The organism is Flavobacterium sp. CR10, from assembly GCF_055814415.1.
Genome location: NZ_CP185985.1, coordinates 5,005,639 through 5,024,895, shown reverse-complemented (window position 1 = coordinate 5,024,895; position 19,257 = coordinate 5,005,639). Strand labels below are relative to the sequence as shown.

Genomic DNA, 19,257 nt, shown 5'->3' with positions numbered 1-19,257 from the left:
GTGTATTAAAAGGTTGTATTATTTAGGGCTTTTTCGATTCGTTGGATCAAATCGCGGTAATGGTTTTGGGTAGATTGGTCTCCTGTACTTTTTTTAGTTTTTAATAATTGAAGGATTTTATTTAGTTCTCCTTTTTTATCAGAAGTCACCTCTGTAACTCTTTTTAAAGAAGATTGATTAATGTTTCTCGCCATGTGTGCATCGTCTAGAGAGTTACACAAATGAGGCATATTTAAAGTCTGCTGAATATCGATTAATTTTTTTGCATCTGTTTTTTCAAACAATTTGTTAGTCGAAACAACCAAAACATCTACATAATTCTTTTGCGTCATACGTTCCAGAATCGATAATGATTTATTAGCAATTGTTCCTGCAAAAACACTTTGATGCATTTTTTTAAACAAATCATTTACGGTAAAAACTGGATCTTTGGTTTTGTTGCGCTGATACAATTCGTTTTCAGTCATTCGAAGCAGACGATCATCGTTCAATAAATCATACATAATGCTATATTGCAATTCTCTCGAAAGTGTATACGGAGTATATTCGTATGGACCAAGCGGAGAATCCTTCAGCGGGTTTGTTTTGTCCAAAATGTCATTAAAGAATAACCATTGCGGAATTGTAATTACATTTTTAGCCAGATAATCTGCTGCTCTTTTTTGCATCGCTGCAGGAACAGGAATGTAGCTTTGTTTGTTGTCGCCGTGAACGGTTGTATTCAAATAAACACCGCCAATATTGTTCATTACATGTCGGTTGTACATTTGCCATTGACCGATGGTTCCAATGTATAATTTTCCAGTTTCATAATACGACTGATCTTTATCGTAAGTCCAGTTCAAAATATTATCTACAACACGTTTTAAGTTTTTCAAACCGTATTCGCTTGCTTTAACAGCATCATTTCCTAAATCTTCAGACTGTGAACGCGGATCGATAATATTTTCCTGCTGCTCTCCATAAAAATAAATGGGGTCATCTTGATGTTTTGTAATTAAGGCGTTTAGTTTTGTTGTTTCGTTGTCGTTAGGCGAGTACCATCTGTAACCCCATTCAATAGCATATTTATCATATTCTCCAATTTTCGGAGTAATAACCGTTACGTTGTCTTCTGGTTGTGCTACATAATTGTAACGAGCATAATCCATAATTGATGGTGCAGTTCCGCCCATTTTTGCTGTGAAATCTTTAGAACGCAATGATTCTACATCATAAGCAAAAGAAGAACCCATATTATGTTTTAAACCAAAAGTATGACCTACTTCGTGAGACGAAACAAAACGAATTGCCTCTCCCATATGTTCGTCACTAAATTTATTTCCTCTAGCTTTCGGGTCAATTGGCCCAGTCTGAATACGCATCCAGCTTTGAAGCGAAGTCATTACATTATGCCACCAGATAATATCTGCTTCGATAATTTCACCGCTTCTTGGGTCAACTACAGAAGGTCCCATAGCGTTTGATTTTGGAGATGCAGCATACGTAATTACAGAATAACGTACATCATCAATATCAAAATCCAAATCTTTATCAGTAGGTTCTTTTGCAATAATAGCGTTTTTGAAACCCGCTTTTTCAAAAGCTGCCTGCCAATCGTGTACTCCATCAATAATGTATTTTCTCCATTGTTTTGGAGTTGAAGGATCGATGTAATAAACGATTGGTTTTTTCGGCTCTACTAATTCACCTTTTAAATATCTTTCTTCGTCTTCTTTTTTTGGTTCTAATCTCCAACGAGTAATAAGTTCTTTTTCAACCATTGCCTGTTGCGCATCTGTGAAATACCAATGTTTTTCAGAAAAGAATCCAATTCTATTATCAGAAAAACGAGGTTTCATTGGCACTTTATCCAATAACACAATATTGCTTGTTACACCAAGTGTTACTGATAATGCTGGTCCGCCTTCACTTACAGAAGTAGTCAGTTGCGACTTTACAACAATATTTTTTGGAAAAGGTTTTACGCCTTCTATATAAGAAAGATCAGATTTTACAGAACCGCCAAACCCAATGTTGCTCAAAACATCATTGAAGCTTTTTTGCTTTCCGTCAAAAATCTTATTTACTTTAATCACAACAGAAGTCGAATCGTTGTTTTTGGTCTCAATATCAAAAACTTCAATAATAGATTCTGCAAAATTATTTTGAACCGACTGTGTAATCGCATCTTCTTTTGGTGAAGAAACTTTCGGGACATACGATTTTACCCAGACTTTCTTCGCAATTGTATCTTTATAAAAACTAATGACTTTGTTTTCATAATTCATTCCTTTGTTTAAACCGGTTTCATTTACTTGAAAAGGAACTTGAGATAATTTGTTTACAACTAAAAATTCTCTTTGGAACAAACTGTCTTGAATTTCAAAATAAACATCAGTTTTAACTTGAATAACATTAAACAGTCCTTTTTTGACAGAACCTTTTTTTACAAGGTCATCGTATTTTTTACCTTTTTTAGAATCGGTAGAATCTTTTTTAATTTCAGTTGCAGTCTCTTTTTTGTCTTTCTTCTTTTTTTGAGAATGAACAGTAAGTGACGATAATAGTAATAAGGATATGCAAAATAATATCAAATTATGCAGGAATGATTTTTCCTTCATCAGATGTTAAGTTTAGGTTAATTTTCGATCCGAAACTATTTTATTTTAGTTCAGGAAAAAAACAAAAAGGAGTGAGTGGCTTTTTTTTAGGAGTGAATGGATATTAATGGAAGAATACAAACAAAATAGCCATCTTTTTCTGATGTCTTAAATTCTGTTTTTAAATAATAATTGTAAATACTCTTTAGGTAATTTAACCCAAATTTAGTACTTGGTTCAGCAGTCAATTTCTTTTGTAGCGTATTGCTGATAATTACCTGATCTTCTGTAATCAGGATTTTTGTAGTAAGTGGACTTTCCTGTGTGGCTGTATTATGCTTAATAGCATTTTCTACCACAATCTGAAAAGCAAGATAGGGGATGTGTTTGTTTAATGCCGCTTCGTTTTCAATTTCGATAGAAAAGAATAATTCTTCTTTAAAACGAGTTTGCTGCAAAAAAATATATTTTTCGATAAATAATAATTCGTCCTTCAAAGGAACAATGTTCTTTTCTGGCGGATCAATTAAATAGCGATAAATACGAGATAGGTTTAAAGTAAATTTCTGCGCAACTTTAATATCACTCCCAATTAGCATAAAAAGCGAATTGAGCGAATTAAATAAAAAATGCGGATTTATCTGCTCTTTCAGTTGCTGTAGCTGAATAAGAGCTTTTTCTTTGATGATTTTTTCATTCTCAACCAAGAGTTTGTTTTTCTCTTGTATGACAATTCCTTTTTCTCTGTAAGCGCGTCTGTTAGCATAAGAGAAAAGATAAAATATCAAAAGTAGCATTATAGTCGTAATCGAATACGTTAAAGTCGAATACCTTTTAATGACTGCTACATTTTCATCAACAAAAATTTTAGGAAAATTGACGCAGATAAACCAGTTAGAATTTTTAACATCTAGTTTTTGTGTATAACGAATCACATCTAGTTTTAAAAACTCAGACATGGTAATTCTTTTTGCAAAATCTTCATTCTTCTTGAAAATTGTATCAGAAGAAACAAATGACGAAATTTTAAAAATGTTTTTTCCAATAAAAGCAGCTTCGGGATGGTAAACGCATGTTCCTTTTTTGTCAAAAACAAAAGCGTAGTTGGAAGCCGTTTTGTCTATTTTAGAAAAATAAGTATGAAGCAATCTCAGATTAATGTCATAACCATATTTTACAACCGTATTATCATTAGAAACTAGTCTGAAAAAAATGCGCCAAACCAATTCTTTTCCCTGACGGACAACGATGCTAATGTGTTTTGCGTTTTTATTTTGAAGCAGAAAAGTTTTTAGATCATTTTTGGTTTCATTAGAAATGTCTTTTTTGCCGTATTGAATCGGATTTTCATTAATCTGAAACCAATTGTTTTCAACTAATCTGTTGTTGGCTTGGAGCAGCGACATAAGCTGCAAGTTATTCTGGAGATTCGCTGGACTACTTATTTCTAAAACATGCTGAATTTTTTTCTCCTGCTCCAGAAACTTAGAAAATTCCTCAGACATGAACTCCTGTTTTTTAACTAACGTTCTTAGAGAGGCATCATCATTGGCTTTTTCGGTCAAATCAGTAATCAGATTACTTAGAATGTAAACAGCCGAAACCGTGATGAGAATCGATGCAATAACGTATATTAAAAAAGCACGTCTAGAAGTAATATTTTTTATTCTAAATTTCAAAAAGCAACATCATGACTTAGTTTGCCACAGCAAATTGCGAGTCATATAAATTTTTATAGTAACCATCAGTTTTAAGTAATAATTCCTGATGCGTTCCTTGTTCAACAATCAATCCCTTGTCCATCACCACAATTTTATCTGCATTTACAATTGTTGCTAATCTATGTGCAATAATAATAGAAGTTCTTCCTTTTGTAATCGTTTCCGTTGCACGCTGAATCATTTCTTCAGAATACGTATCGATCGAAGAAGTGGCTTCATCCAAAATTAAAATACTTGGATTACTCACATAAGAACGTAAAAAAGCAATAAGCTGGCGCTGACCTGAAGAAAGCATAACGCCTCGCTCTTTTACATCAAAATCATAATTGTCTGGAAGATTCATAATAAAATCATGAACACCAATTTTCTTTGCCGCATCAATTACTTTATCTCTTGTAATTGCTGGATTATGCAAAGTAATATTGTTGTAAATTGTATCGGCAAACAAAAACACATCTTGTAAAACAACAGCGATTTGTTTTCTTAAAGAAGCCAAAGTGTAGTTTTCGATATTTTCTCCATCAATGCAGATTGTTCCGCTATTGATTTCGTAAAAACGATTTAATAGGTTAATAATCGTTGATTTTCCTGCTCCTGTAGAACCCACAATGGCAACAGTTTGCCCAGCTGAAACCGACAAATCAATTCCTTTTATGACTTCTTCCTCTGGAATATAGCTGAAACGAACATCTTTAAATTCGATGCTTCCATTAAAAACAGGCGCTTCAATTGTTCCTGTATCTTGAATATGATCTTGCGTATCGATAATATCAAAAACACGATTGGCAGCAATCATTCCTAACTGCATCTCATTAAATTTATCTGCAATTTGTCTTAACGGATTAAAAAGCATTCCGATAAACATCGTGTAAGAAAACAAATCTCCAAAAGTCGTAAAATGATCACCGTTCAAAATTCTGAAACCGCCATAAACCACGACCAAACCTAAAGTAATAGAAGAAATAATATCGGCGATAGGGAAGAAGATAGAGTTGTACAAAATAGTCTTAATCCAAGCAACTCTATGTTTGTTGTTGATTTCTTTAAAGTTTTCGGCTTCGATTTTTTCGCGGTTAAAAAGCTGAACGATTTTCATTCCCGTTACGCGTTCCTGAACAAACGAGTTCATGTTGGCAATCTGAGTTCTTACTTCCTCAAAAGCTACCTGCATTTTGCGTTGGAAAATTCTCGTTACATAAACCAAAATTGGCATAGCAATTACCACAATCCAAGTCAGTTTCCAGTTCATGTAAAACATAAAAATCAAAACCACAACCATTTTCATCAAATCGCTTATGATCATAAACAGACCCTGACTGAAAATACGAGCAATCGATTCAATATCCGAAACGGCGCGCGTAACCAGTTGCCCAACCGGAACCAGATCAAAATACTTCATTCTAAAACTCAGAATATGCTGAAAAAGTTTGGTTCTAATATCTTTTACAATGTCTTGACCGAGCCAGTTTGCCCAATACACAAAGTAAAACTGAGAAAAGACCTCCATAAGCAAAACCACTCCCATCAAAATGATGTACAGCAGCAATCCCATTTTATCATGAGTTTTGATGTAACCGTCGACTGTTTCTTTAAGCAAGTAAGGACGAAGCGCGGCAAAAATAGATAGCGAAATGGCAAAAATAATTACGCCGTAATAACGCCATTTATAAGGGCGGGTATATTTTAAAATTCGTTTGAATAATCCTGTGTCGAATGCTTTTGCTTTCATTTATTTTTAGGAGCTGTTTCCTGCTTTCCGTTACAAGTTTTTTTCAAAAATATGTTTTTGTTTAATTTTTATAAAGCTTCCGTTGGTCGCTCCATAAAAATTACAAAAACTATATTTTTTTCAAAAAGCTTTTCACTGCAATCAGGGCTATTAAATGTAATCGTAATAAATATTGGTCAAATATAAACCATGTGCTGGGACAGAAAACCCTGCTTTTTCTCTGTTTTTGCTGGCAATAATATTTTCAAAATCCTCCAGCGTGATTTTGTGCAATCCTATATTAATCAAAGTTCCCACAATGGAACGAACCATATTTCTTAAAAACCGATTTGCCGAAATGGTAAAAATCAGTTTTCCGTTTTCTTGTTTCCAGAACGCCTCAAAAATCGTGCAATCAAATGTGCTGACATCAGTATTCACTTTTGAAAAACACTGAAAATCGGTATGCTTCAATAATAATTGCGCCGCATCATTCATTAAACCTACATCAAGTTTCTGTGTCACATACCAGCTCAGTTCCTGTAAAAACGGATTCTTAACCGTATTGATATGATATTCATACGTTCGTTTAGTTGCGTCAAATCGGCAATGTGCATCATCGTGAACCAATATAATATCAAAAATCGCAATGTCTTTTGGCAAATACGAATTCAGTTTATAAACCAAAACCGGAATGTCTAAAGTCTTTTCTGTATCAAAGTGTCCGTACATTTCGCTCGCATGAACACCAGTATCTGTTCTTCCAGCACCCATAATGCTGATAGTTTCATTTAATAAAACCGAAAAAGCCTTATTTAAAGTTTCTTGAACTGAAGAAGCATTTGGCTGAATTTGCCAGCCATGATAGTGTGTTCCGTTGTAAGCGAATTGAATAAAATATCTCACTGTTGAGGTTCAAAGGTTCAAAGGCACAAAGGTACAAAGGTTTTTTTAAACGATGCTAAGATTCTGAGGTACTAAGGTTCTAAGTTTTTTCTTTTTTAGGAACAAAGGTTCAAAGTTGCAAAGAGGCAAAGGTTTTTTTAAAGATACTAAGATTCTGAGATGCTAAGGATCGTCAGATTGGAAAATTGTACTTATATATAGGTATGCTACTTTCGGTATATTTTTAAACTAATAAACACCTATTTTGATAAAATCTAAAAACAAAAACTTAGTCCCGTAGCATCTTAGCGTCTCAGAACCTTTGTTAAAATCCTTTGAAAACCAAAATGCAAATCACAGTTTGTTCTGCTAAAAATCGTGTCGGAAATTGAGAATTCCAACGATTTAATTAAAAACATTTTACAGCGTTTTTAGTCAGAAAAATCTAAATGTTAAATTTTGAAATTTTTCATTTTAACATTTCATATTTCTCCTATGTTTGTATCACTAAAAAACAAAAACCATGAATGAAATTACCTCTTATTGGTGGATACTTTTAATTGTATTTGCCATTCTTTTTTACAAATTTATTTTGCGCGTTTTCTTCGGAATGGTAATCGTTCCTGAAGATAAAATTGGTTTGGTAACCAAAAAGTTTGTTTTGTTTGGCGCAGACAAATCATTACCCGATGGTCGAATTATCGCAACAAAAGGCGAAGCGGGCTATCAAGCCAAAACACTTGCTCCAGGATTATATTGGGGAATGTGGATTTGGCAGTATTCAATTGATATGACTAGTTTCACGTTAATTCCGGAAGGAAAAATTGGACTAGTTCTTAGTAAAGATGGAAAAGAAATTCCGACGGGAAGAATCTTAGCCAGAAAAGTAGAAAGTGACAACTTTCAAGATGCAACAGCATTTTTAGACAACGGAGGACAAAAAGGGCGTCAGACTGCTTTTATTACAACAGGATCGTATCGTATCAATACGTTTTTGTTTGAGATCATAATTACAGATCAAATCAAGATCTACGAAAACATGATTGGGATTGTTACAGCGCTAGATGGTGAACCAATTCCGCAAGGGCAAATTGCTGGTAAATTTGTTGATAATCACAACAATTTTCAGGATTTTGATAAATTTCTTGAACATGGCGGAAACCGTGGTTTACAGCCTCAGGTGATGTTAGCGGGTTCTTACTACATCAATACATGGGGAATTTTAATTGAGCAAAACCCAATGACAGACGTGCCAATTGGTTACGTTGGTGTTGTGATTTCTTATATTGGAGAAGATGGACAAGACGTTACGGGTGACACTTTTAAACACGGAAATATTGTTTCAAAAGGGCAGCGCGGTGTTTGGATGGAGCCTTTCGGACCAGGAAAGTATGCTTTGAATAAGTACACAACTAAACTAGAACCTGTTCCAACAACAAATTTGGTTTTAAACTGGGCCAATGCAAGAAGTGAATCGCATGATTTAGATAAAAACCTTTCTACAATTACAGTTCGTTCAAAAGACGGTTTCCCATTCAATCTTGATGTTGCGCAAATTATTCACGTTCCAGCAGCCGAAGCGCCAAAAGTAATTGCACGTTTTGGTAGTATGAACAACTTGGTTTCTCAGGTTTTAGAGCCAACAATTGGTAACTATTTCAGGAATTCAGCTCAAGACAGTGATGTGATTTCATTTTTGACTACAAGAAAAGAACGTCAAGAATCGGCTAAAAACCATATTAAATTAGTTCTTGATGAATATAACGTAAATGCAGTAGATACCTTAATTGGAGATATTGTTCCGCCAGATTCGTTAATGAAAACTTTGACAGACAGAAAATTGGCAGAAGAAGAGCAGAAAACATATCAAACCCAAAAATTGGCGCAAGAACAGCGTCAGGGAATGGAAAAAGAAACCGCAATTGCAGATATGCAGAAAGAAATTGTACGAGCTTCGCAAAGTGTTGAAATCGCACAGCGTACCGCAGATGCAACGGTTAAGAAAGCAGAAGGAGATGCAACAAGTTTAAAACTGAATGTAAATGCAGAAGCAGAAGCTACAAAAATGCGTGCAAATGCTGAAGCCGAAGCTACAAAAGCAAGAGCAGGAGCCCAAGCCGAAGCAACAAGATTGAACGCTAGCGCAGAAGCTGAAAAAATCTCAAAAACTGGTTTGGCTGAAGCAGAGAAAATTATGGCGATTGGTAAATCTACTGCAGAAGCATACCAATTGCAAGTTAGTGCAATGGGTGGAGATAACTTTACTCGTTATAAAGTAACCGAAGAAATTGGTAAAGGAAATATCAAAGTAATTCCAGATGTCTTAATTTCAGGAAACGGTGGCTCTGATGGTTCAATCAGTGGTTTGTTAGGGTTGAAATTAATGGAAATGATGGACACTAAAGAATTAAAAGAAGGAAAAAATCCTAAGAAGTAATAATCATTTAATAATTAAAATGTTAGAAATCCGATTTGCGAAAGTAAATCGGATTTTTTTGTTTGAAAGGAAGTATATAACTGTATTAGAAAAACTCGGAATCTTAGCAACTCAGAATCTTAGCGTCTTTTAAAAAAACCTTATTATCTTAGCAACTCAGAACCTTAGCCCCTTAAAAGAATGACAAAAATCCTGTTACTTTCAGATACTCACAGTCATATTGATGATACAATTTTAAAATATGTTGCTCAGGCAGATGAAGTATGGCATGCTGGAGATATTGGAGATTTGACGGTTACCGATATCATTAAAAAACTAAAACCTTTAAGAGCGGTTTACGGAAATATTGACGATGCAAAAGCAAGGTTAGAATTTCCGCTAAATAACCGTTTTTCGTGCGAAAATGTATCGGTTTGGATTACGCATATCGGTGGTTATCCTGGAAAATACAATCAGAATGTTAGGGAAGAATTGGCTTTGAATCCGCCGAAATTATTTATTTGCGGACATTCGCATATTTTGAAAGTCATGTTTGATAAAAAGCATAATTTACTGCATATGAATCCGGGTGCAGCTGGAAAAAGCGGTTTTCATAAAGTGAGAACCATGCTTCGATTTGTAATTGACGATGATAAAATAAAAGATTTGGAGATTATTGAGATAGGAGCCAAATAATTAATGAGGCAACGGAATCTGAATTTTTATTTTAGTTCCCTGATTTTCTTTTGAAACAATTGATAATGAACCTTTGTATTTTTTAATTCTGGCTCTAATTCTATTTAAACCAAAACCTTCAGCATCTTTTAGTTTTTGAGTTTTAAAACCAATTCCGTCATCATAGATACGCAAGACCAATTGGTTATCTTTTTCCGTGAGAGAAAGTTTTGCTTTTTTGGCGTTGCTATGTTTTGTGATGTTGCTGAACAATTCGCTGACAATAAAATAGATTTTCATTTCAAATTTTTCGGCATATCTTCTGCTGGTCGGAATAAAGCTTGAAAACTCAAATTCAATAGCCGAATTGGAGTTTTTTTCGCATAAATCTTCTAAAGAATATATTAACCCAAAACGCACCAAAAGCGACGGAACAAGATCGTGAGACATATCTCTTAAAAGTTCATGAGCTTCAGATAAAATAGCTTTTGCTTTCTGTATTTCGTCCGATTTTATATTGTTTTGTGCTGTAAATGTATTTAAATGTAATCCCGCTGATGATAATAGCGAATTGATATTGTCGTGCAGAAAAGAAGCAATTTTTTTGTGCTCTGCTTCTTGAGAATCAATGCCAGAATTGATGATATCGAGAAGGATTTTCTGTTTGGTATCTTTTCGTTTTATTTTTTGCTTAAGCTTATTGTTTTGATATAAAAAATATAGCAAAAGAAAAATGATAACTGTAAGTATAATAGATAAGCTGACGATTTTCTTATTTCGTAACTGTTCCGATTTGCTAATAGGTTTAATTGTTGTTTTATTATCAACTTGAGTTTGAAGAGCTTTTGTGTTTACAGTGTCTTTCGGCTGTGCAAGACTAGTTGCTTTAACAGCAAAAAATAATAGCAAAGAGATAAAAAAACGAAAAACAGACATAAAAGCAATTGTTATGGATTAATCAGATTGTTTTTAAGAGCATATTTTACCAAGCCGATTGTACTTTTGATATTCAGCTTTTTCATGATGTTTTTACGATGCGTTTCAACAGTATGCGAACTAATAAAAAGCTTTTCACTGATTTCTTTTCCGCTGTATTCCAAAGCAATCAGAATAATGATTTCAATTTCTCGTGGACTTAAAATTGGATTTTCTATAATCACATTGTGATTCAGTTTCGGACTGTCCATAAAGGAGTTGAAGATTTTTTCTCTGACCGCGTCGCTAAAATATTCCTGGCCTTGATATACAGCTTCAATCGCTTCAATAATATTTTCTCCAGCACAATTTTTTGTAAGATAGCCTTTTGCTCCCAGTTTCATTACTTCTTTAATGATTTTTAAATCATCATAACTAGATAAAATGATGACTTTACAAAGCAGTTGTTTTTTATTAAATTCTTTAAGGGTTTCAATACCATCTTTTTTAGGCATGCTGATGTCTAAAATTAAAACATCGGCTCGGTCTTTCACAACATCATCATAGACAGTTGTGCCGTCTAGTGAAGTTCCTGCCACTTCAAAGTTTGAAACGGTTTGAAGTAAGTTGGATAATCCATCAATTAAGACCTGATGATCGTCTGCAAGATGAATTCTTATTTTTTGTACCATGATTATTTGAATTCGAAAAAAAAAACAAAATTATCATGTAAATTATATTTTATTATGCTCTTTAGGTTTGATTTATAACATAATAGGGTAAAAAAAAACCCGAATAAAAATTCGGGTTCTTCTTCGCACAAAATAAACTAAGTTTATAGGTTTACCTCAAACGATCAACAGATTTTACAAGATCTTCGTCCTTTTTGATGGCCTTATTAGCTAATACTAATAACACGATAGCAACAATCGGCATGAACATCCCAATACCTTTCTCAGAGACCTCAGCCCCTCCAGATAAATTTAGTGATCGATATACAAATAATCCTAATAAAATTAAATTTAATATTATATTAAGTCTGTTTAACACAAACTGATTTTGTCTCTTTTTAAATGAAATAATACTGATAATACTGAGCATAGTGGTCAAACCTAATAAAACAGTATAAAGCTGATCCTGCATAAAAAAGAATGGCTTTCCTGCACTAGTTGTCCAAAGCGGAACAAAAAGCATTAAAATGCCAGTTGCAGCAAAAGCTAGAAATAAGTATACAGTCTGAATTCTTTGTATCATGGTATAAAAATGTTTTACAAAAATATATTTTCTTTTTTTAAAATACTATTGTATGATAAAATTTTATTCGTATTATTGCATCATAATACCGTAAGCACTTCATACTGCGGTCAATTCAAATTAATTATCTACCTATTCTTTTTACAGTATTCCTTAAAATAATTAAATTCATAGAACATTCATGTTTGATATTTCTGCATTAAAAGAAATGAAGCTTTCTGAGCTTCAAGAAATAGCTAAGTTAGCTAAAACAATAAAGATAACTGGTGTCAAAAAAGAGACTTTAATTAGTCAGATTTTAGCACACCAAGAGGCATCTCTTGCGCCAACAGAAACTCCAAAAACTGAAGCAGCAGAAACTAAAGAAGAGAAACCAAAACGAGCTAGAATTGCACCAGTCAAAGCAAAAGCAGAAAATACCAAAAATGCACCTGTTTTAGAATTTGATAAAGTAGAGGAAACTGTTCAGAATACAGAAACTGCAGAAAAAGTAGAGCCAATTGCAGAAACGGTGACAGAAGCAGTACAAGAGAACAAGCCTGCAGCGGCAAAAAAAGAGCCTAAAGCGGTAAAATTCAATAAACAGGCATACGAGAAAAAAGTAGCTCTTAAAAAAGAGAAAGAGGCAGTAAAAGAAGTTGGAGCTACTGAAGAAGTTGCAGATTCAACTCCATCAGAATCAATTATTTCTGAGCCGACAGCAGAAACAGCTGAAAAAACTACACAAACTCCTGCAAAAAAGGTTAATCCGAATCCGAATAAAAATCAGAACCAGAACCAAAATCAAAACCCGAATCAGAACCAAAATCAAAACGGGAATGGCAATGGAAACGGAAACCACAATAACCAAAATCCTAATCATAAGAATAAAAAAAATAACAATAATTTCAGAGATTCTGATTTTGAATTTGATGGAATTATCGAAAGTGAAGGTGTTCTTGAAATGATGCCAGACGGTTACGGATTTTTACGTTCTTCTGATTATAATTATTTAGCTTCTCCAGATGATATTTATTTATCAACTTCGCAAATTAGATTATTTGGTTTAAAAACTGGAGATACTGTAAAAGGAGTGGTTCGCCCGCCAAAAGAGGGAGAGAAGTTTTTTCCTTTGGTTCGTGTATTAAAAATCAATGGTCACGATCCGCAAGTTGTTCGCGATAGAGTTTCTTTCGAACACTTGACACCGGTTTTCCCTTCAGAAAAATTCAAACTTGCCGAAAAAGGCAGTTCTATTTCAACAAGAATCATAGATTTGTTTTCGCCAATAGGTAAAGGTCAGCGTGGTATGATCGTTGCTCAGCCTAAAACTGGTAAAACAATGCTTCTTAAAGATATTGCAAACGCTATTGCAGCCAACCATCCAGAGGTTTATTTAATTGTTCTTCTTATCGACGAGCGTCCTGAGGAGGTTACTGATATGCAAAGAAGTGTGCGTGGTGAAGTTATTGCTTCAACTTTTGATAGAGAACCACAAGAGCACGTAAAAATCGCTAACATCGTATTGGAAAAAGCAAAACGTTTAGTGGAATGCGGTCACGATGTTGTGATTCTTTTAGATTCGATTACGCGTTTAGCAAGAGCTTACAATACTGTTCAGCCAGCATCTGGAAAAGTATTAAGTGGAGGTGTTGATGCTAATGCATTACAAAAACCAAAACGTTTCTTTGGAGCGGCTAGAAATGTAGAAAACGGAGGTTCTTTAAGTATCATCGCAACTGCATTAACAGAAACTGGTTCTAAAATGGATGAGGTTATCTTCGAAGAATTTAAAGGAACGGGTAACATGGAATTACAATTAGATCGTAAGATAGCCAATAAACGTATTTTCCCAGCAATCGATCTTACTTCATCTAGTACACGTCGTGATGACTTGTTATTAGATGAAAAAACATTGCAAAGAATGTGGATCATGCGTAAATATCTATCAGATATGAACCCAGTAGAATCAATGGATTTCGTAAACGATCGTTTCAAGAAAACGAAGAATAATGAGGAGTTTTTGATTTCGATGAATGACTAATTTAAAGTTGCTAAGATGCTAAGATTCTAAGGTTTTTAGCTTTGAGTAAAAAGTAAATCAAAAAATATAATATAAAAAAAAGGATGAGTTTTACTCATCCTTTTTTTATAACCGTTCCTAAAAGAAAACTTAGAATCTTAGCATCTTAGAAACTTAGCAACTATTTCTTATCCACCACTGGTCTATTTTCTCTATTAGCTAAATCCCAGGCTAAAACGAAAGCAAGTTTTGTTCTTTTAGTTAAAGCATCGTATTCGATTTTTTCCGGAGTATCGTCTTTTCCGTGGTAGTCTTCGTGAACGCCGTTGAAGAAGAAAACAGATGGGATGCCGTGTTTAGCAAAGTTATAGTGGTCAGAACGCTCGTAGAAATGGTTTGGATCTTTAGGGTCATTAAATTTAAAATCCAAGTCCATTTTGATGTATTTTTCGTTTTGAGCAACAACAGCATTGTGTAAATCAGAAGATAATCTGTCAGCACCAATTACATAAACGTAGTTGTTTGTATTTGAATGCTCAACATCACGACGTCCGATCATATCGATGTTGATATCGGCAATTGTATTTTCGATTGGAAATAATGGATTTTCAGAATAATAACGTGATCCATGTAAACCATGTTCTTCTCCAGTTACATGAAGAAACAAAATAGAACGTTTTGGTCCGTGGCCTTGTTTTTTAGCTTTAGCAAAAGCTTTAGCCATTTCAATAACCGCTACAGTTCCAGAACCATCATCGTCAGCGCCATTGTAAACTTCACCATCTTTAATGCCCACGTGATCGTAGTGTGCAGAAATTACCAAAACTTCATTTGGCTTTTCTGTTCCTTCAATGTAAGCCCAGATATTTTCAGAATCAGGAAGGTTTTGGTTGCGTCTTGCGTTCATAAAGGTTGCAGGAACTGGTTGGTAGTAATCTGAAGCTCCTTTAGGGAAAGATATGCCACTTTTCTTGTATTGCTCAATCATGTAAAGGCCTGCTTTTTTCTGTCCTTTAGAACCAGTTTCGCGACCTTCCATTTCATCAGAAGCAACAGTATAAAGCATTTTCTTTAAGTCTTTTTCGCTAATTGCTTTTACATATTTGGTAGGGTCCGAATTGTCATTGGATACAGTTGCCTGTGCGGTTTTACATGAATACGTAGAGACAATTAAGAATAAAATGAGTAATTTTTTCATTTCTTATGGTTAGTGTAAATTAATAAATGTGTAAAGAACGTATAAAGTCAGTAAAAATAGGATAAATAGTGAGTTTATTATAAACAAGAAAAAACTTTTGATAAAAGATACTATTCTTGACTCACCGTAAAAACGATGATGCGCTGGATAGAAATAATAGCACATCCAAATTGTTCCTACAAATGTCGTGATTGATGATATGAAAGACAAAGGACTATCTTCTCCAAAAAGGCCAATAAATCTATCTATAATAAACATGATTAGGAAAATTAGCAGTAGGAAAGAAAAATAGTGGAGTGTAAAAATTCCATGATCAAAGTAATACCATCTTTTTTTGTTGTGGAAAAGCCACAAGAAAAAAGCAAAAAACGGCATAATTATAAATAGTATTTTAGGAAGATTATGAAAGAACGATTCAACAAATTTTTCATAAATCTCTTTTTTGGTATATTTTTCCGTTACGTGTATTGCTTTTTCAGAAAACCAATAGGAGGAAGCATTTAACTTCTCATTTTCTTTTCCATATTTCTGAATCGAATCAATTTCTTTCATCGTTTTAAAATGGAAATATCTTTTGTCATTCTTTCTGCTTATATTTAGGCTGTCAGTAGCCTTAGAGAGTTCTTTGTTAAGTGCTTCTTCACTTTTATCAATTTTTTCGCCTACATTGTTTGGAAACATTGCAATTAATAAAAATGTAATAAAACTTATAAAAATGTAAAGTCGAACTGGTGCAAGATAAGATAAACGTTTTCCTGAAAGGTATTCTTTTGTAAGCGTAGACGGTTTGAACAGCAGATTTTTTATTGTTTTCCAAAAAGCATTTTCGTAATGCGTTAAATCTTCAAAGAAATGAACAAATAAATGATGAAAAGTTTTTCGGCTATCGCTGTTTTCTTGCCCGCAGTTTGGACAATATTTTTGTTCTACAACATGCCTGCAGTTTAGACAAGTTTTGTCTTCTCTAATTTTATTATGTGACATTGGTTTGTATGAATTGGTTTGTTCTGGTAGTCTTTATTTTTTTTTGAAATTATTTTTTCAGGACTTCGTTTAAGAAAAGCTGTAAATGGTCAAAAGATCTTTTTGCAGCAACAGCATTATACGCAGCACCTTTAGAATTATCACTTCCAGCTTCAGGATTTGTAAAAGAGTGAACAGCATTTGCGTAATAAATCATTTCCCAATCTGCTTTAGCATCGCGCATTTCCTGCTGAAAAGCGGCAATTTCGTCTTTAGGAACAAAAGGATCGTCGGCTCCATGGCAGATAAGAACTTTAGCAGAAATTAGTTCCGTTTTTCTACTCGCATCTTTTCCTAAACCTCCATGAAACGAAGCAATACCTTTTACATTCAGATGCCCGCGAGCAGCTTCAAGAACTCCAGTTCCTCCAAAACAATAGCCAATTGCGACAATGTTGTCTTTGTTTGCGCCAGATTTAACTAATTCCTTCAAAGCAGCATCAATACGTTTTTGATAAGCCTCATAATTCGTTTTATAGTAACCTGCCTGTTTTCCGGCTTCACCTGTGTTTTTAGGATAATTTCCTTCACCATAGATATCGGCGATGAAAACATGATAACCTAATTTGGACAATTCTTCTGCAATTCCTTTAGAAGCGTTATCAATTCCTAGCCAGGCTGGCAAAAGTAAGATTCCTGGATTGTTAGCGCTTTTTTTAGCAGATTTTATAAATAGACCATTCAGCTGCTGGCTTCCTTCTGAATATTTTACTGGTTTTAACTGCGCATTCATAAGATTAGAAAATAAGATTGCACTGAATAAAATGATTATGGAGTTTTTCATAATTTCTTCAATTTTTAACAAATATCAGAAATATTATGTTACAAAAAAACCTCACAAGTAAATTCTTGTGAGGTTTGTAACCAATATTATAAAAGAATATTTTTCCTTTTTATAATGATATGTTTCGTTTAAAAGCGCATCCTAATTCTACAATAGAATCGGTTTTGTCGATACCTGGAATTCCATCAATTTTTTCATAAAGAATACGGCGCATGTGCTCATGATTTTTCGCAATGATTTTTATATAAAGCGTAAAGGAACCCGTTACATAATAACATTCGGTAATCTCAGGAATTTCTTTAAGCGCTTCAATAATTCGTTCAGAATCAGAATCTTTGTTTAGTGTGAGTCCAGTAAAAGAAGCCCAGTCGTAACCTATTTTCTTTTCTTGAATAATGGGTTTTATTCCTCCAATTACACCTTGTTCAATCATTCTGTTAATACGCTGGTGCACCATTGTATTTGATATTTTAAGATTAGTGGCGATGGCAGAAAAGGCCATTCTTCCGTCTTTTTCTAATTCTTTAAGAATACTAATATCAAATTCGTCTAATAATTCCATTCAGTAAAAATCGTTTTAAAATTGAGTCTTTTGCGATTTATAAAAGTAATTCTTTTTTTTAATAAACGGTCATCTGATTAAACTTCTCCAAAAAATAATATGCCTTTTTTACGATGCTTAAATTTAAGTTTTGACTTTTATTTTGTTGTATTTGAGTCAAAATATTGTTTTTTGAGTTGTTATTTGTTTAATTTTAATATTTTTGCAGAAATAAAAAGCATATTATGACAAGTACAGAAAAAACACTTTCATCAAAATCAGAAGTTTTGATTGAAAAAGAAAACAAATATGGAGCTCATAATTACCATCCGCTTCCTGTAGTTTTAGAACGAGGAGAAGGCGTTTATGTATGGGATGTTGACGGAAAGAAATATTATGATTTTTTATCTGCTTATTCTGCAGTAAATCAAGGTCACTGTCATCCTAAAATTGTGAATGCAATGGTAGAACAGGCGCAAAAGCTGACTTTGACTTCGCGCGCTTTTTACAATGATAAATTAGGAAATTATGAAGAATATATAACGAAATATTTTGGTTTCGATAAAGTTCTTCCAATGAATACAGGTGCTGAAGCAGTTGAAACAGCTTTAAAAATTTCAAGAAAGTGGGCGTACGAAGTAAAAGGAATTCCAGAAAATCAGGCGCAGATTATTGTGTGCGAGAATAACTTTCACGGAAGAACTACAACTATAATTTCATTTTCGAATGATGAAACAGCACGCAAAAACTTTGGACCTTTTACAGATGGTTTCATCAAAATAGAATATGATAATCTTGAAGCTCTTGAAAACGCTTTAAATTCATCTAAAAATATTGCTGGATTCTTAGTCGAGCCAATTCAGGGTGAAGCAGGAGTTTATGTTCCTTCAGAAGGTTATTTAGCGAAAGCGAAAGCACTTTGCGAAAAACACAACGTACTTTTTATTGCCGATGAGGTACAAACAGGAATCGCGCGTACAGGAAAATTATTGGCAGTTCATCACGAAAATGTACAGCCGGATGTTTTAATTCTTGGAAAAGCAATTTCTGGCGGAGTTTATCCAGTTTCGGCTGTTTTATGTAATGACGAAATCATGAATGTGATTAAACCTGGTCAGCACGGATCTACTTTTGGTGGAAATCCTGTTGCAGCAGCTGTTGCGATCGCTGCTCTTGAAGTAATTAAGGATGAAAAATTGGCTGAAAATGCAGAACGTCTAGGAGTGATTTTAAGAGATGGATTAAATAAAATTGCTGCTAAAAATGATTTAATTACACTAGTTCGCGGAAAAGGTCTTTTAAACGCAATTGTAATCAACACAGATGAAGAATCTGATTTCGCTTGGGAAATATGCTTGAAATTTAGAGATAATGGATTATTGGCTAAACCAACTCACGGAAATAAAATCAGACTTGCTCCGCCTTTGGTAATGACTGAAGAGCAAATTAAAGAATGTCTTGACATTATCGAGAAATCCTTGAATGAGTTTAAATAATCCTCCTTTGAGATTAAAAATAGAAAAAGCAGCAAGTATACTTGCTGCTTTTTTTGT

Annotated in this window: 15 protein-coding genes; 4 read left to right on the top strand and 11 right to left on the bottom strand. The window is 33.9% G+C overall.

The annotated features are described in order from the left end of the window. Positions 1-5: 5 nt before the first annotated feature. The 4 genes from ACNRYB_RS21120 to truA all read right to left on the bottom strand — a co-directional run bounded on the left by ACNRYB_RS21120 (position 6) and on the right by truA (position 6,917). On the bottom strand, positions 6-2,603 hold the full coding sequence (locus ACNRYB_RS21120; protein WP_473728645.1) for a zinc-dependent metalloprotease: 2,598 nt from the start codon (positions 2,601-2,603) through the stop codon (positions 6-8). A gap of 86 nt (positions 2,604-2,689) precedes the next feature. Then, entirely contained in the window at positions 2,690-4,261 is a 1,572-nt protein-coding gene (locus ACNRYB_RS21115) for a sensor histidine kinase (protein ID WP_473728644.1), read from the bottom strand. Between the two features lie 16 nt (positions 4,262-4,277). Next, entirely contained in the window at positions 4,278-6,032 is a 1,755-nt protein-coding gene (locus tag ACNRYB_RS21110) for an ABC transporter ATP-binding protein (RefSeq protein ID WP_473728643.1), read from the bottom strand. 150 nt (positions 6,033-6,182) lie between these two features. Beyond that, positions 6,183-6,917 (bottom strand): tRNA pseudouridine(38-40) synthase TruA, encoded by a 735-nt coding sequence (truA, locus tag ACNRYB_RS21105; protein WP_473728642.1) that lies wholly within the window; start codon positions 6,915-6,917, stop codon positions 6,183-6,185. A 502-nt stretch (positions 6,918-7,419) separates the two neighbouring features. Between truA and ACNRYB_RS21100 the strand changes: the two genes are divergently transcribed. Next, on the top strand, positions 7,420-9,333 hold the full coding sequence (locus tag ACNRYB_RS21100) for an SPFH domain-containing protein (RefSeq protein WP_473728641.1): 1,914 nt from the start codon (positions 7,420-7,422) through the stop codon (positions 9,331-9,333). Between the two features lie 180 nt (positions 9,334-9,513). Beyond that, positions 9,514-10,008, top strand: coding sequence for a metallophosphoesterase family protein (locus ACNRYB_RS21095; RefSeq protein WP_473728640.1), 495 nt, complete (start codon positions 9,514-9,516; stop codon positions 10,006-10,008). On the opposite strand, the gene ACNRYB_RS21090 is transcribed toward ACNRYB_RS21095, so the two are convergent. The 3 genes from ACNRYB_RS21090 to ACNRYB_RS21080 form a co-directional block, all read right to left on the bottom strand. Beyond that, on the bottom strand, positions 10,009-10,923 hold the full coding sequence (locus tag ACNRYB_RS21090) for a sensor histidine kinase (protein WP_129745647.1): 915 nt from the start codon (positions 10,921-10,923) through the stop codon (positions 10,009-10,011). A gap of 11 nt (positions 10,924-10,934) precedes the next feature. Beyond that, complete coding sequence (locus ACNRYB_RS21085) at positions 10,935-11,594, bottom strand: response regulator transcription factor (RefSeq protein ID WP_129745648.1); 660 nt, start codon at positions 11,592-11,594, stop codon at positions 10,935-10,937. A 151-nt stretch (positions 11,595-11,745) separates the two neighbouring features. Beyond that, positions 11,746-12,156 carry a DUF4293 domain-containing protein gene (locus ACNRYB_RS21080; RefSeq protein WP_129745649.1) on the bottom strand — a complete coding sequence of 137 codons (411 nt, stop codon included), beginning with the start codon at positions 12,154-12,156 and terminating at the stop codon, positions 11,746-11,748. Positions 12,157-12,337: 181 nt separating this feature from the next. Between ACNRYB_RS21080 and rho the strand changes: the two genes are divergently transcribed. After that, positions 12,338-14,179, top strand: a complete 1,842-nt coding sequence (rho, locus tag ACNRYB_RS21075) for a transcription termination factor Rho (RefSeq protein ID WP_473728639.1) — start codon at positions 12,338-12,340, stop codon at positions 14,177-14,179. A gap of 160 nt (positions 14,180-14,339) precedes the next feature. On the opposite strand, the gene ACNRYB_RS21070 is transcribed toward rho, so the two are convergent. From ACNRYB_RS21070 to ACNRYB_RS21055, 4 genes are all read right to left on the bottom strand, one after another. Further along, complete coding sequence (locus ACNRYB_RS21070) at positions 14,340-15,356, bottom strand: M28 family peptidase (protein WP_473728638.1); 1,017 nt, start codon at positions 15,354-15,356, stop codon at positions 14,340-14,342. A gap of 9 nt (positions 15,357-15,365) precedes the next feature. Continuing rightward, a complete protein-coding gene (locus tag ACNRYB_RS21065; protein WP_129745652.1) occupies positions 15,366-16,340 on the bottom strand; it encodes a DUF3667 domain-containing protein in 975 nt (324 codons plus the stop codon). 49 nt (positions 16,341-16,389) lie between these two features. After that, positions 16,390-17,163 (bottom strand): dienelactone hydrolase family protein, encoded by a 774-nt coding sequence (locus ACNRYB_RS21060; protein WP_129745653.1) that lies wholly within the window; start codon positions 17,161-17,163, stop codon positions 16,390-16,392. A 109-nt stretch (positions 17,164-17,272) separates the two neighbouring features. Next, positions 17,273-17,725, bottom strand: coding sequence for an Lrp/AsnC family transcriptional regulator (locus tag ACNRYB_RS21055; RefSeq protein WP_129745654.1), 453 nt, complete (start codon positions 17,723-17,725; stop codon positions 17,273-17,275). A 224-nt stretch (positions 17,726-17,949) separates the two neighbouring features. On the opposite strand from ACNRYB_RS21055, the gene rocD reads away from it, so the two are divergent. Continuing rightward, positions 17,950-19,200 carry an ornithine--oxo-acid transaminase gene (gene rocD / locus ACNRYB_RS21050; protein ID WP_473728637.1) on the top strand — a complete coding sequence of 417 codons (1,251 nt, stop codon included), beginning with the start codon at positions 17,950-17,952 and terminating at the stop codon, positions 19,198-19,200. The last annotated feature ends 57 nt before the right edge of the window (positions 19,201-19,257 follow it).

What these genes read in the sequence shown, in the direction of transcription:
- ACNRYB_RS21065 (WP_129745652.1), bottom strand. Translation starts at nt 16,340, where the DNA reads ATGTCACATAATAAAATTAGAGAAGACAAAACTTGTCTAAACTGCAGG.
- rho (WP_473728639.1), top strand. Translation starts at nt 12,338, where the DNA reads ATGTTTGATATTTCTGCATTAAAAGAAATGAAGCTTTCTGAGCTTCAA.
- ACNRYB_RS21055 (WP_129745654.1), bottom strand. Translation starts at nt 17,725, where the DNA reads ATGGAATTATTAGACGAATTTGATATTAGTATTCTTAAAGAATTAGAA.
- ACNRYB_RS21085 (WP_129745648.1), bottom strand. Translation starts at nt 11,594, where the DNA reads ATGGTACAAAAAATAAGAATTCATCTTGCAGACGATCATCAGGTCTTA.
- ACNRYB_RS21070 (WP_473728638.1), bottom strand. Translation starts at nt 15,356, where the DNA reads ATGAAAAAATTACTCATTTTATTCTTAATTGTCTCTACGTATTCATGT.
- ACNRYB_RS21090 (WP_129745647.1), bottom strand. Translation starts at nt 10,923, where the DNA reads ATGTCTGTTTTTCGTTTTTTTATCTCTTTGCTATTATTTTTTGCTGTT.
- ACNRYB_RS21060 (WP_129745653.1), bottom strand. Translation starts at nt 17,163, where the DNA reads ATGAAAAACTCCATAATCATTTTATTCAGTGCAATCTTATTTTCTAAT.
- ACNRYB_RS21120 (WP_473728645.1), bottom strand. Translation starts at nt 2,603, where the DNA reads ATGAAGGAAAAATCATTCCTGCATAATTTGATATTATTTTGCATATCC.
- ACNRYB_RS21100 (WP_473728641.1), top strand. Translation starts at nt 7,420, where the DNA reads ATGAATGAAATTACCTCTTATTGGTGGATACTTTTAATTGTATTTGCC.
- rocD (WP_473728637.1), top strand. Translation starts at nt 17,950, where the DNA reads ATGACAAGTACAGAAAAAACACTTTCATCAAAATCAGAAGTTTTGATT.
- ACNRYB_RS21080 (WP_129745649.1), bottom strand. Translation starts at nt 12,156, where the DNA reads ATGATACAAAGAATTCAGACTGTATACTTATTTCTAGCTTTTGCTGCA.
- ACNRYB_RS21110 (WP_473728643.1), bottom strand. Translation starts at nt 6,032, where the DNA reads ATGAAAGCAAAAGCATTCGACACAGGATTATTCAAACGAATTTTAAAA.
- ACNRYB_RS21095 (WP_473728640.1), top strand. Translation starts at nt 9,514, where the DNA reads ATGACAAAAATCCTGTTACTTTCAGATACTCACAGTCATATTGATGAT.